The organism is Vibrio sp. Vb1574, from assembly GCF_033338675.1.
The window spans coordinates 289,499-301,676 of the sequence record NZ_JAWOTC010000002.1; the positions used below are offsets into that span (position 1 = coordinate 289,499).

General features: G+C 38.6%; 14 protein-coding genes. 9 read left to right on the plus strand and 5 right to left on the minus strand.

The genetic code is table 11. From position 1 onward, the window contains the following. Positions 1-8: 8 nt before the first annotated feature. A complete protein-coding gene (locus tag R7O12_RS03030; RefSeq protein ID WP_033907074.1) occupies positions 9-1,448 on the minus strand; it encodes an FAD-dependent oxidoreductase in 1,440 nt (479 codons plus the stop codon). 515 nt (positions 1,449-1,963) lie between these two features. Here R7O12_RS03030 and R7O12_RS03035 point away from each other — a divergent pair. The 3 genes from R7O12_RS03035 (at position 1,964) to R7O12_RS03045 (ending at position 5,071) form a co-directional block, all read left to right on the plus strand. Next, complete coding sequence (locus R7O12_RS03035; protein ID WP_213965951.1) at positions 1,964-3,595, plus strand: tyrosine-type recombinase/integrase; 1,632 nt, start codon at positions 1,964-1,966, stop codon at positions 3,593-3,595. A gap of 456 nt (positions 3,596-4,051) precedes the next feature. Further along, positions 4,052-4,636: a hypothetical protein gene (locus R7O12_RS03040; RefSeq protein ID WP_213965950.1), complete on the plus strand. Its 585-nt coding sequence runs from the start codon at positions 4,052-4,054 to the stop codon at positions 4,634-4,636. A 123-nt stretch (positions 4,637-4,759) separates the two neighbouring features. Further along, positions 4,760-5,071, plus strand: a complete 312-nt coding sequence (locus tag R7O12_RS03045; RefSeq protein WP_213965949.1) for a superinfection immunity protein — start codon at positions 4,760-4,762, stop codon at positions 5,069-5,071. A gap of 86 nt (positions 5,072-5,157) precedes the next feature. Here the strand turns inward: R7O12_RS03045 and R7O12_RS03050 are convergent, their stop codons facing one another. The 3 genes from R7O12_RS03050 to R7O12_RS03060 are packed head-to-tail and all read right to left on the minus strand — an operon-like array spanning position 5,158 to position 6,200. Then, positions 5,158-5,529, minus strand: a complete 372-nt coding sequence (locus tag R7O12_RS03050; RefSeq protein ID WP_213965948.1) for a hypothetical protein — start codon at positions 5,527-5,529, stop codon at positions 5,158-5,160. A 14-nt stretch (positions 5,530-5,543) separates the two neighbouring features. Next, positions 5,544-5,897, minus strand: coding sequence for a hypothetical protein (locus R7O12_RS03055; RefSeq protein ID WP_213965947.1), 354 nt, complete (start codon positions 5,895-5,897; stop codon positions 5,544-5,546). Positions 5,898-5,915: 18 nt separating this feature from the next. After that, positions 5,916-6,200 carry a hypothetical protein gene (locus R7O12_RS03060; protein ID WP_213965946.1) on the minus strand — a complete coding sequence of 95 codons (285 nt, stop codon included), beginning with the start codon at positions 6,198-6,200 and terminating at the stop codon, positions 5,916-5,918. 675 nt (positions 6,201-6,875) lie between these two features. On the opposite strand from R7O12_RS03060, the gene R7O12_RS03065 reads away from it, so the two are divergent. Further along, entirely contained in the window at positions 6,876-7,445 is a 570-nt protein-coding gene (locus R7O12_RS03065) for a tyrosine-type recombinase/integrase (RefSeq protein WP_153646002.1), read from the plus strand. 403 nt (positions 7,446-7,848) lie between these two features. On the opposite strand, the gene R7O12_RS03070 is transcribed toward R7O12_RS03065, so the two are convergent. Beyond that, positions 7,849-8,106, minus strand: coding sequence for a hypothetical protein (locus tag R7O12_RS03070; protein ID WP_213965945.1), 258 nt, complete (start codon positions 8,104-8,106; stop codon positions 7,849-7,851). A 1,015-nt stretch (positions 8,107-9,121) separates the two neighbouring features. On the opposite strand from R7O12_RS03070, the gene R7O12_RS03075 reads away from it, so the two are divergent. The 5 genes from R7O12_RS03075 (at position 9,122) to R7O12_RS03095 (ending at position 11,890) form a co-directional block, all read left to right on the plus strand. Beyond that, entirely contained in the window at positions 9,122-9,343 is a 222-nt protein-coding gene (locus tag R7O12_RS03075; protein WP_140101680.1) for a hypothetical protein, read from the plus strand. After that, positions 9,343-9,510: a hypothetical protein gene (locus R7O12_RS03080; RefSeq protein WP_213965944.1), complete on the plus strand. Its 168-nt coding sequence runs from the start codon at positions 9,343-9,345 to the stop codon at positions 9,508-9,510. The genes R7O12_RS03075 and R7O12_RS03080 overlap by 1 nt, the downstream gene beginning before the upstream one ends. 108 nt (positions 9,511-9,618) lie before the next feature. After that, complete coding sequence (locus tag R7O12_RS03085; RefSeq protein ID WP_180764294.1) at positions 9,619-9,777, plus strand: hypothetical protein; 159 nt, start codon at positions 9,619-9,621, stop codon at positions 9,775-9,777. Beyond that, positions 9,755-11,359, plus strand: coding sequence for a hypothetical protein (locus tag R7O12_RS03090; RefSeq protein ID WP_154204371.1), 1,605 nt, complete (start codon positions 9,755-9,757; stop codon positions 11,357-11,359). The genes R7O12_RS03085 and R7O12_RS03090 overlap by 23 nt, the downstream gene beginning before the upstream one ends. 132 nt (positions 11,360-11,491) lie before the next feature. Beyond that, positions 11,492-11,890, plus strand: a complete 399-nt coding sequence (locus R7O12_RS03095; RefSeq protein WP_154204370.1) for a hypothetical protein — start codon at positions 11,492-11,494, stop codon at positions 11,888-11,890. The last annotated feature ends 288 nt before the right edge of the window (positions 11,891-12,178 follow it).

A 12,178-nucleotide genomic window follows, 5' to 3' on the forward strand; every position in this document is an offset into this window, starting at 1 on the left:
ACAGCCGATTATGCAGGCATACCATAACGCACTGCTAAAGCTTGTGGATAGCCTCGCTCTTGAGTGAGTTTAATCGCGTACTGCTCGACCTCTTGTTCAGACCACTTCACAGCGACCGGATGCTGTGTTTCCACATTTTGGTTAGGATCGATGTCAAACCAGAATTGAAGCATTTTTTGCGCTGCGAGTAGTGTCGATGACGCTTTTACCACCTCTATTCTCGCGTAGTGGTTATCTTCAAAAGTCACATCTGCCGCTCTGAGTACTGGATCTGTTCCGGGAATTTGCTGAGCGCCAAATAATGCTTTTCCTCCTTTTACAGCAGAGTGATAGTCGGGAATAAACTGCGCCATGTGTTTGATGGCGTTGTTCGTTCGCTCTTCTAACACTTCTTCTCTCCAGCCGTAACGGATCTTCGAGAGTAAAGGCATAGGCAGTTCAGGTTGAGCAGATGAGTTCGTGCTCTCCACTAAACCATCTTCAAACAGCGTGATTCCTTTTGTCATACCATGAAGTTGAAAGTAACCATCGCCATAAGGCGTCAATTGAGCCATTCCTTTATCGGTTCCACGCGGGCCATGAAAAATAACTTCTGGCCATTGTTGTTGACAGTCTGCCCACCTCGTAACGTAAGCGGCTTTAAACTCCACCAACCTGTCTCGCTTGGCACCAACTGTGTTGTCAATTGAGCCTGTTTCAAAGCCACACGCGTTAACCAAGTAGTCGCATGTCATCAGGTAATCGATACCTTCACGTTCATAGCCAAGTTGCCAGTGTTCCCCCATCCAATCGGCTTGCTTAAACGTTGCTTGTGTGAAGACCGAAGCATTAGGAAGCGTATCTAGTGTTAAGTTGGCAATTGCGGCGAGGCGAAAAACACTCCAACCATATTCTTGAACTGCGACAACAGGATACTTTAGCGCTTCAAGATCAGCATGTTGAGCAAAAGGAATGCACCACTCATCGAAGTTTGTAGGATGACTTGGTTGAGTACGTTGCGCGAGAGCTTCTAGCTCCGCTTTTGAATACAGTTTGTAGTATTCGCTTGGCTCGCCGAGCACTTTATTACTCTCATCTTTATCAACGAGCGTCTGATAAGCACTTTTCACAACCTCTAATCGCGGAATTAGTGTGGATGGGTCTCCACCATCGGAATGAGGAACCGCGATGATTGTCGGACGAATATTCAGTGAAAGCGGATACAGGCGAACAGTATCAATAGATTGTGCTAACAAGTCTAAGCACTGTTGCTCGGAAATCTCTCGATATAAATTACCACCAGCATGCAAATGACAAATGGGTGGACCATTTACTAGTGATACGCCCTTCTCTATTACGGAAACTTTAAAACCCAGCTCCGCAAAATGAATTGCTGCTGTTGCACCTGCTACACCGCCACCAACAACAGCGATATGCTTATCTTTATAACTTGGAAACTCAGACTTCATTGCTTCACTAAAAATTTTATAAGGAAAATTCTTTACTAACGGTGAATTCTACTCGTGTTTGGACTTGATTAAAATCACAAAAAGTTCATGGGTTTGCGAAATATCCAACAGCGCCTGTAAAGTGCATTAAAGTGGAAAAAATTTGCGAAAAAGTACTTGACTACATGGTTAAGAAGACACTTTTTTGTGTCTATGTGAATAAGAATTTCACTGTAAGACCCATGGCGCAAAGCCTGCAGAAACACCCCACTTTTTACCCCATTTAGTTATCCCAAAAGTTATCCACTGTTTTTGTGGATAACTAAAATAAAAGTGTCATGGAGTGTTCCAAACTTGATAACACTCGCTGCGATTAAGTGTTTACTGGCGTTAACAATCTTTTCAACAAACTCATCACTACAAGTGCCAACGTAACAAATGTTGCAAGCGGTAAAGCTATCCACAATTCGGGGTTCTCAGATAAGTAAAACACGTGCTTTCCGGTAGGTTAGCATGATTATCTGGATGATATACACATGTCATACGTCTGGTCATACACGAATGGTTCAAATTACCTAATAAAAAGAGGAAGATTTTTTTACATTTCTATCCGTTGCGAAGGGAAAATTTTTAGGAAGTCACTTAAAACCGATATACTACCGATTGCTCAAGAGATGGTAGAAAATGTATTAATCGAAACAAGGAGAATTGGGAAAATGTCTGTAGAGTTGTTAAAAGCGATAGTTGATGATCAGATAGAGATTGCGTTAGATGCTGTTACAGCCGTTCTATATCCTCGTTCAATTCAAGGTAAGGCAGCTATCAAAGCTCACTACAAGCAGACTATAGGCGCGACTTTACACAATATGCAGGTAGAAGATGCAGAAGGAATGGCAAGTGAAGATCTAAGCCAGCATTACAAACATGTACCTACTTTTAGAGAATCACAAGTTGATAAGCTTCGACGTCCTTCGAATTTACCTCAAGCAGATGAAAACGATTGTGGTTTAGAAGAACATTATGAACAGCCTACCCAAGAGTTAGGACTACTCGACACATATAAAAAATCGATTGCTAACGCTCTAGCCAATGATGACCTAGTTACGGCTCACAACAACCTAGCTGCTTTAAAACAAAGTTTTGAGATTGGTACAGCGTCACAAACTGAGTTAGTAGATTCCCCAACCACACCGACTTTCAAAGAAGCCTTAGATCAATATATTCATGATAAATCGAGCAACTTGTACATTAATAAAAACAAACCAGTTAGTAAGAAAGCCTCAGATGAAAAGATTAACTATCTATCAGGTTTAATTCTGCACTTGTGGAAGGATAAACCAATCGGAGACATCAACGGTAAGGAGATTGATAGAGCTTTCAGGTTGTATAGTCAGTTCCCTTTAACCAAACACAACCCTTGGAAGTCAATGACCCTTGAGGAGCGCATAGAAGCAGCAGAACAAGGTGACGTTCCAAAAGGTGAACGTGTAGGTAAAACACTAGGTAGGATTAAAACGGCTGTTAATTTGTTTTTTGACCACTTCTGGCGTCTGGGTGTGATAGATAACAACCCAGTGAAGGATATGCGATTTAATGATTTTGTTGGTGGTGGTGAACGTGGTTCATTTACAAAAGCTCAATTGAACGATTTCGAAACTTTTGCAACCACGAATGATTTAGATGGGTTTAAGGTGGCGATCTTGCTTCAAATGTATACTGGTATGCGTAACTCTGAGATTGAAAACATTCAACCTGAAGACATCAAGACAGAACAAGGTGTTGATTACATACACGTTCGAGGTACTAAGACCGTCAACGCAGAACGATACATCCCTATTCACCCGAAACTTAAAGAATTTGGGGTCGTTGATTACATTAAATCAGGTGGTGAAATATACACCTCTCAAAGCATCACACAACGTTTTAATCGTTTGATGCAATCTCTCAGTATGTCTAAAGAAGATAGCAAAGGCTTACCACTAAGCTTTTACAGCTTTAGACATAACTTTGCTTCTGGTTTGGCTTCTGGTGGTGTTTCAGAGCTTCACATTGAATGGTTAATGGGTCACAGCCATACAGGAACAAAACAACGTTACATAGATAGAGGTGTTGAACACGTTCCATCATTAGCCGAGAGTATCAATTGCTTAAGCTATGAATTCATGTAGAACTACAGGCGGCAACATAGCCGCCTTATTTACCTTTCAAGTTCGCACCTCTCAACGTTTGCCAGTGTACAAAGTCATGATCATTGTTGATTCTTACAAAGGGATAAGGCGCAGCAAAATAGACTAATTGATTACAGCTGGAACAAAGGTGTGGGATCTGATTGTGTCTCGTTATCGGGTGGTCTTGAGATACACGATAAAAACCTTCACCACATTCACAACGGTACTCTACGAGCAATGCAGATTTTAACGGTCTGGTAAAATGGTTCTCTGTAAGCTTCATATTGACATCCTCACTTGCTCAAAATGCTAGAATATACCAATACTGTATAAATACACAGTTCTGTGAAATTTTTCCATAAGTGCAATTTCTACACTTTTTGAACTAGTGCAATCTTACTTTAAGGTTAAGGCACTAAAATATGTAACTAGATGAGCATGATCTAGGATGTGTTGATGGCATTGATAACGTGTACAGAGTGTGGAAAGGAATACAGCGATAAGGCAAGCGCATGTATAAACTGTGGTTGTCCAACGGAAGTTAATGTTTCACCACCTCAACAAGAATCTGAACAAACAGAAGAAGAAAGCAATTTAGCAAGTGATTCTTATGAGCTTACACCGCTTCCACATCAGGAAGACCGGAACAGCCTTGAAAGTACCGAAGAAGAAGAAGAAGAACCAACCAAGGAAGCTAAGGCTAGGTCAGTATTCGTATTAGTTTCAATAGTATTAGTCGCTATGACCATTGGGATAAGTAATCTGGAAAACAGTAGGGTAAGAAAAAACGCTGAACAAGCAAATACCTTTACTCACCCTCTCCTCGAATCAGGAGCTAGAGTACCAGAAGGTATCAAAGAAAACCCTGAAGCAATAAATCAACTTGTTAAAATCATTGGTTTGTACGGGTACAAATGCAACAGCGTATCGGGGATTGTAGAAATGTCATTTACAAGAGGGTTTTCCGTGTGGTGCAACAACCACAACTACGCCTATCACATTAAGGATAAAGGCGGTAACTGGGTGGTGACACTTCAATGATTCTCATGTGTAGGTACTTCACTAAAATTTTTGCATGATATTAAAAACAGGATCTCAACCAAGATATGATATGAAACCTCATGCTATCATGTCTTCAGTTTAACTTATTAATTAGGTGTTGATATGGGTGGCGTTAGCGTTTGGCAATTACTCATTTTTTTAATTTTACTACCACTGGCTTTTCTTCCAACGATTATTTCTATCAGAAAAAATCACCCTTACAAAATTCCCATTATCCTTATTAACGTATTAGGCGGATTATTCTGGGGTGTTGGGTGGCTAGTCGCCCTAATCTGGTGCTTCATAGTCCCTGAGAAGAAAACCAATATATCGGGTAGCATCGCTGATGAGATTGAAAAGTTACATTCACTGAAAGAAAAAGGTGTTATCTCTGAAGATGAGTTCAATTCAAAAAAGAGTGAATTAATGCAATAGCTACACACTCAAATATCAGGTAACAACGTTACATACAGCGCAAAAAGGAGCAATTAAGCTCCTTTTTAATTATGCCAAGTGTGACTTCAATTACTGACTCCAAAACCCATTATGATCTCACAACCAACAACCTTTTCTTTGTTGTACAACTCCACAGCTTTAGTAAATGCTTGAGTGACATCTTCTTGTGTTGGGGGAGAAAACGGTAAACCTGTATTTTCAACAAATTGCTGTAGTACAAAAATCAAATGGTTGAACCCACCTGTTTTAAGGATTTCGAACAGTGTTTCATGTTGAGTGAGGATAAAACCAAACAAAGCTTCTGAAGTATCGGTAGAGGTTAGGCTGATTAATGGACAGTACACCCCTTTCTCTTGGATCTCTTCTTCCATATATCCAAGGTGTGTTAAGTACCTGTATAACAGTGAGGTGTGCTCACCTATCATTCGAATTTGCATAGGACATCTCTCGATTAAAGTTTAGGGAGAAGAGAAGATTTACTATCTTTCGGTGCTGCCTTCTCTGCTTCTTTGACAGCTTCAAGAGCTAAAACAATTTGCTCACTATCTTTGATAGATTTTTCTAAATCTGTTACCAGTGATAAAGCCATTTGCACTGCTTTTAACTGAACGCCGGAAATATCAGTGTTCTTTCCTGTAGCTGCATCTAGGATCACTTTAGTGAGTTTTGGGTACGCCTTAGTAATATCAGCAAGGCTCTTATTCTTAGCGGTGATGAGGTCTAGGATTTGATCTAGTTGCTGGTCAAGAATTCGCTGGCTTGTATTTTTTGGTTGAACTGGGATGTTCACTGTTACGGCTGACATTGTGTTACTTCCTTATTTTTATAGTAGGTTGGCTTTTGCGTAGAGTTCGTGAGATTCGATCTTTAGTAACTTCACTGTGTCTTTGAATCGACTAGAAATCTTATAAACGGTTGTTAGTGTCGGGGATGAGTTGTGTACGGCTGACTGAAGTTCTACCACTTGCTTAGGTGTTAGATTCAAACCTAATAACCAGACTGTGACTACCGTACTCTCTGCGATCCTTGGTGTATCACCTATCAATGAGAACGTAAGAGTTCTTAAATCTGATTGAATTAATTCTGCAAGGCGTTGTTTTGCTGTCATTGGGATACCTTGATGTGCTGAAATATCGTGTAAAAAGGTGTGCTGCTTACTTTTGTGTAAATACGCCAATATTTAATATAATTTATTTATATTTCAGCATCTTATGAAAACACTTGGTGTACTGCTTAAAATTGGGGTATTTGGACTAGTTCGGGAAGGATAGAAATATTTCTATATGTCTAATTATACCATAAACAACATATTTATTCTTAAAATACGCATATTCATGAAATTAAATTTGACACATAAGCATTTAAAATATTGGCTCTGGTGTAGATATGGCAAAATATCTAAATGGATAGATAAGGTAATGCTGGCAAGGTTTTGAAGTTCAAAATTGAGAGATCGACTCACTGAGCACGGCACACACGCCCAGATTTGAAAATCGTAGAAATGTAGAAATATTTATGCACCTATTCCGCATACAAACAACGCTCTATTTACCCCACCAATCACTGCCCTTTTCTGTGGACATTTTAAGAATCATTTAAGCAACAAATGATAGTGGTGATACATGAGAGGCATTCTCATTTCTAATTGACAGAAACCGATTGTGTCAATTAGAGATCCCCTACCAGTGCTTGTCTTCTTTAAATTCATATCTACAAACCTCTTTTCTAATTGACATAAATGTACTATGTTTAATTATAAGTAACCTATGGGAGGGTTATTAAGATGGAAACAGTACAAGCGATTAAAGATAAGAATGTAGTTAAGAAAGTGATCAGTTTTGCTGAGAAGAACTACAGTGAAGTTGTGATTGATGTGATCAAAGTGGGTTTCAACCTACCTTTACGTATCAGTGACATTCTAGGTCTAAAGGTAGATGATGTAGACGTACAGCGTAACACCGTTAAGTTTAAGGCATCTAAGACAGGAAAGAGTGATACCTTTCAAATGACTGATACCTTGCAGAAACTACTCAAAAAGCGTGTAGACGTTGCGAAAGGTAAAGGTCACACGTTCCTATTCACTAGTGATTCAAACCGTTCTGGAGGTGCTGACAAGCCTATTTCTAGACAACAAATAGCTAAGGTTCTTCAAGAAGTAAGTTTAATTGTAGGTGTGCACATTGGTACTCATTCATTTCGTAAAACATGGGGTTACAACTACTATAACTTAACTGGTGATATCGCTATGGTTCAGCGTATATTGCAACACCGTTCAAGCTCCGAGACATTGCGTTATATTGGTATTGAACAAGAAGATATTAATAACGCTTTGAAGCTAGTAGAAATCTACTGATTACTTAAATACCTCCTCCCAATCAAGCCGCCTACCATGGGCGGTTTTTTATTGCCTATTAAAACTCCTCAAACTCTCTCACAACGTCCTAATCAATATTAATACATTCATACTAATTCACCGCTAAAACGCTTGTCTGAGCCGCATAGAAGCATTTGCACACCAATTACCCCACGCTCACACATCCAATGCACAAATCGACTTAATATCAGAGTATTTTCATTTATATTGCACATATGGTCTATATTCATCGATTGAATTATTATTCAGCATCGATTGTTGCATTTTTGGTAAATTGATTACCATTTATGAAAAGTTTTAATCTGTGGGGTAGAATGGATAGAGAGGTTTGTTAAGCACCACCAATGGAAATTATTAAATCAGAGAGTGGTGCTTATGAAGTTTATTTATTGTGCTTATCTTCCATAAACTTCTTTTGTACCCGAGTAACTATAATCTTCGCTTTTTCTTCTTCTAGCTCGGTAAATGTATCAGGGTGATCATATAGAAACTGTATCGAACCATCTTCATTTACTTCATGGTCATTAAACAGTAATCCTTCTATATAATCCTCCTGTGATTTTAAGAGTTTATTCATTTCATCCATGTCATGCGCTGCAGCAGGATTAATCTTTCTAGCAATACCTTTGGGAATATCCATAAACCGAGATCCTAATCAATTGACGTTAAGAGACTAGTAGCATAGCACAGCATTTACAACTTGCTCAGTTTTTGCACCTTACAGCACCGTGAGGATCTTTCTTACAGATTGATCCATCACTACCCCTCAACTTTCCATGCGTATCTTCACGCCAAGTATTACCCTTGTTATCCCTAATGATTCCGTTTGAATCAGTCTTATATATTGAGCCGTCTGAGCCTCGTATAGCTCCATGAGCGTCAACCTTATACGTTGTTCCGTCCGATGATCTAACAGTGCCTTGAGTATCCGTCCTGTACCTTGTCTCTACCCCATTGGAGTCCTTACAACGTGTTATTCCTATCGCATCGGTTTTACAGATGGTTTCTGCTTGGGTAACAACTGGGAGTAGACAGAGAGTAGCTAGTAATAATCGTTTCATGGTGATGACTCTTGTACTTCTGAACAGGGTTCAAACAACATGTTTGAGTATAGCAATATCATCAAGTTTTAATTTGATTTCCTAGTTAAAATTACTCGGAAGTCTTATGTATAAAGGGTTCTGGTTACTACATAGTGTATATGAGTGGAGGAAGAGAGAAGAGAGAGAGAGATTAACCTTGTAACACTGAATATGTAATACACAGTCATTCGTATCTAAGTTGGGTATTCTTAAGGATGAAAGCTCTAAAAGAGAGCTTGCTAATAAAAACAGTAACTTACCTACCCTCGCTTGACAAAATTCTATAAATACGTAAGATTGATATTATAAATAGATAAAAGTCAACTCCAAATACGTTAAGCTTGATATGAATCACAAATTGGTTGTTGACATTGATTCTCATTTGTAATAAAATGGTTGTATAGCGTTGAGAAATACGCCTTTCAAGAGAACTCCCCTCCTTCAATAGCCAAACAATCTGACCAATCATTCTCATTAGAGAATTACACTATCTGCCTTTACCCAAAGGAATCACAGATTGGTGGACTTTTGCTATTTGAAATTTATAAATCAATAACACAAGGAAATATTAATATGAATATCCCCAAGGAATTAACACTACACACTTTACCAGTGCTGACACAATATCAGTTACAGCGTTTAATTGAAGGTGATACAAATCCTGTAGCTAATTCAAAACTTAAATCAGAGCGTAGTAAGAAAGGCAGACATGAAGAAGCTTTTAATATTGGCTTAGCATTAAGCCTATTTCGATTACTCCAAGAGTTCAACAGTAATATTAAAGAGGAAGTTTGATGAATAAAATTGATGATGAGAGAAAGAAAACTATAGACCGTGTTATTGAGTTAGAACGTAAATTCTATCAAGGACAATGGGAACATAAAGACGGTGAGGAATATGCTTACTTAGTAACTGGGAATTATATGATATGGCTTACTCCTGAATCATTCCTATCCTATTAATCTAATCCTCCACTCATATACACTATAGATACTCTGTAACCCAAGCCACATAAAGGATTGAGTTAATTTTAACTATAAACTGAAATTAAAAATCAACGGAGAATATCAATGAGAGCAACAATATATAACGAGCAATCAAAACAAGTAATTGCAGAAATGGCACAACAACAAAACAAATCTATTAGTTACATCATTAACCAACTTGTTTACAAAGCTATATCCCAACAAGAGGAGACGGAAACATATGCAGGGAACGAAGTACGATAATAAATCTCACCCTAAAGTAAGAGAACAATCCCCCCACTTCATTGACAACATTTACACTTCCTTAAAACAAACTGAAATCAATATTGAATATAACGGTGGCGTAAAGTTTCACAGACAATACAACCGTGTCATTACACAACTACAAACCCTATCAGGCAGTAAGAAATCCTATGGTGCAAGACTTTTCCTTTACATGGTTAATCTTGCAAAAAGCCGTAATAACGTAGGGTTCAAAGTTAGCCTAGATAAACATCTATTCAAAGACAAAGGTAAGGATGATGTATCTTTTCAATCATGGATAGACATGCTTCAGGTTGCGGTCAATGAAGGATATGGGGCACTTTACATTGGCGACAGTACAAACGAAGAAGGGATCTGTAAACAATACGTAAGCGTGTTTCAACTTAGTGATAAAGCATTCACTTTACTTGATGGGATGAACGAAGATAAAGCACCGAATACCAAGATTAAAACCCTTAGAAACAGCGTAAGTACAACTATCAAACACAGTAAAGTTTGGGAAGAAGAAGTTCCAGCAAAGGGTAAAAAGATTCAACAGGGACGATTGAACGAACTGAACACACATCTACTCGATTTCACTTTTAAAAATCATCTTGGCGTAATTGTCGATCCACAAATGGGTAGAAAATTCTCTTTGTATTCCAATGAGAAAAAGAATAATGGTTTAACGATGTTCGATAGCTATGGTCGTTATGTGAATGCATTTCAAAGTATGAGACAGCCACAGCGTAAGGACATTACGATTAATGATTTACCAGTATGTGAAGGAGACTATTCATCGAATCATGCTTTCATTGCCTACGAATTAGAAGGCATTAGGCCAGAGCAAGCGCACGGAGAGTTTAAGCCATACATGATCCCTGATTGTGATAGCCCAATTAAAGGAACCCAAGAGGCTAAACGTGCTGTGTATAAACTCGCAATGATGATGATGTTTAACAGTGGTAATCCTGGTAAGAGTTTATTCAATGAAATAGATAAGATTTTCACTAAACTGGATAACTATTTACCCTCTGAAATTGTCGGTGATAAGGCTTTAGTCTTCAAAGACCTGCACAGACAACCAACAGAAACTGAGTGTCATGATATTGTTCGCCAGCTACGGAAAAAGAACCATAAGATAGAAAAATATTTTAATGGTAAATCGGCTGCCCTACTACAAAATTATGATAGTCGTATTGCTGAGCAAGTAATGCTCTACTTGAAAGCACATGGCCTACCATACATCTGTATACATGATAGTTTCATTACTTTCTCATCTGCATGGAAAGCCTTAGTTGATGCAATGTTTTATGGCTGGCGAGAAGTATTGGGTTCAGACATGAATTGTAAGGTTGATTTCAAATACGGTAAACCAGCACCAACGGAAGAACTAGAAGAACGTGAAGATTATGATCTTTGGATGGAAACAACTACCGAGCAAGAACGCCGATTATTTGTTAACGGTGCGGTTCAACACTTCTTTGATTGGGAACAACTTGCAGGAGTTTGGCGGCAGTCAGGTCGTGAGTTAACCCCATTAATGATAAACAATAGAGATAATCTACCCATCCCCTTTTAGCGCAACGCTAACGCCTTACACAGCCTCTACAGGCTAATCCAAACAACACTAATACAAACCTGATACATGCTTGAATGAAGCACAATGTAGGGCTTCTTGTATGTATCACTCCAAACAAGAGGAAACAATGATATGAACACTTTCACGGTATTAAAGCCAGAGCAAGGTTATAACACCATTTTTATTACTCGCCAAGATCACAAGATCGAGGAGATTTTTGTAAATAGTTCAGTTCCGCTAATGATCACTGAGTTACCTATTCCCACTAAGGAAACGAAGGAGATTATCGAGCTATATGAAGATCAATGGTTAGATTTGAATGACAACGAATTTAAAGTTCCAACATCAAAACAGCATGACGTTTTTGTATATGAACATCTAGATTCAGATGACTTTTTAGCCTTGTTGATAAGATACCCTCGTGTGGTTGGCAAATTAATAGCTAGAGAGTTTTATAAGGACATTGAAGAAGTGACAAATCGATTAGATTGCGAGTTGTATGAGTTTTATCAAACTCATAAGGCAACCTAACCCAACCTAACCCCTCTCTAAATACAACCGAATACAAAACCTCTCGTATACATGCTGAATAGCTTATAGACACGTTCACACCTTTGTATGGGGAGGTAATAACAAGAAGGAAAATAACGTGAAGAAATATCGAGTTAGAAAATTAAAGCAGTCACGCCGCCGTTTTAACTATGCAAGGTTGGTGTGAAATGGAAGACTTACACAAAAAGTAGGCTTTGTTGCGTAATTCGATGGAACTAAATCAGGAAGTTACGATCTGATCGGTTACATCAGTTAATCATCGTAGCC

What these genes read in the sequence shown, in the direction of transcription:
- R7O12_RS03030 (WP_033907074.1), bottom strand. Translation starts at nt 1,448, where the DNA reads ATGAAGTCTGAGTTTCCAAGTTATAAAGATAAGCATATCGCTGTTGTT.
- R7O12_RS03035 (WP_213965951.1), top strand. Translation starts at nt 1,964, where the DNA reads ATGTCATACGTCTGGTCATACACGAATGGTTCAAATTACCTAATAAAA.
- R7O12_RS03040 (WP_213965950.1), top strand. Translation starts at nt 4,052, where the DNA reads ATGGCATTGATAACGTGTACAGAGTGTGGAAAGGAATACAGCGATAAG.
- R7O12_RS03045 (WP_213965949.1), top strand. Translation starts at nt 4,760, where the DNA reads ATGGGTGGCGTTAGCGTTTGGCAATTACTCATTTTTTTAATTTTACTA.
- R7O12_RS03050 (WP_213965948.1), bottom strand. Translation starts at nt 5,529, where the DNA reads ATGCAAATTCGAATGATAGGTGAGCACACCTCACTGTTATACAGGTAC.
- R7O12_RS03055 (WP_213965947.1), bottom strand. Translation starts at nt 5,897, where the DNA reads ATGTCAGCCGTAACAGTGAACATCCCAGTTCAACCAAAAAATACAAGC.
- R7O12_RS03060 (WP_213965946.1), bottom strand. Translation starts at nt 6,200, where the DNA reads ATGACAGCAAAACAACGCCTTGCAGAATTAATTCAATCAGATTTAAGA.
- R7O12_RS03065 (WP_153646002.1), top strand. Translation starts at nt 6,876, where the DNA reads ATGGAAACAGTACAAGCGATTAAAGATAAGAATGTAGTTAAGAAAGTG.
- R7O12_RS03070 (WP_213965945.1), bottom strand. Translation starts at nt 8,106, where the DNA reads ATGGATATTCCCAAAGGTATTGCTAGAAAGATTAATCCTGCTGCAGCG.
- R7O12_RS03075 (WP_140101680.1), top strand. Translation starts at nt 9,122, where the DNA reads ATGAATATCCCCAAGGAATTAACACTACACACTTTACCAGTGCTGACA.
- R7O12_RS03080 (WP_213965944.1), top strand. Translation starts at nt 9,343, where the DNA reads ATGAATAAAATTGATGATGAGAGAAAGAAAACTATAGACCGTGTTATT.
- R7O12_RS03085 (WP_180764294.1), top strand. Translation starts at nt 9,619, where the DNA reads ATGAGAGCAACAATATATAACGAGCAATCAAAACAAGTAATTGCAGAA.
- R7O12_RS03090 (WP_154204371.1), top strand. Translation starts at nt 9,755, where the DNA reads ATGCAGGGAACGAAGTACGATAATAAATCTCACCCTAAAGTAAGAGAA.
- R7O12_RS03095 (WP_154204370.1), top strand. Translation starts at nt 11,492, where the DNA reads ATGAACACTTTCACGGTATTAAAGCCAGAGCAAGGTTATAACACCATT.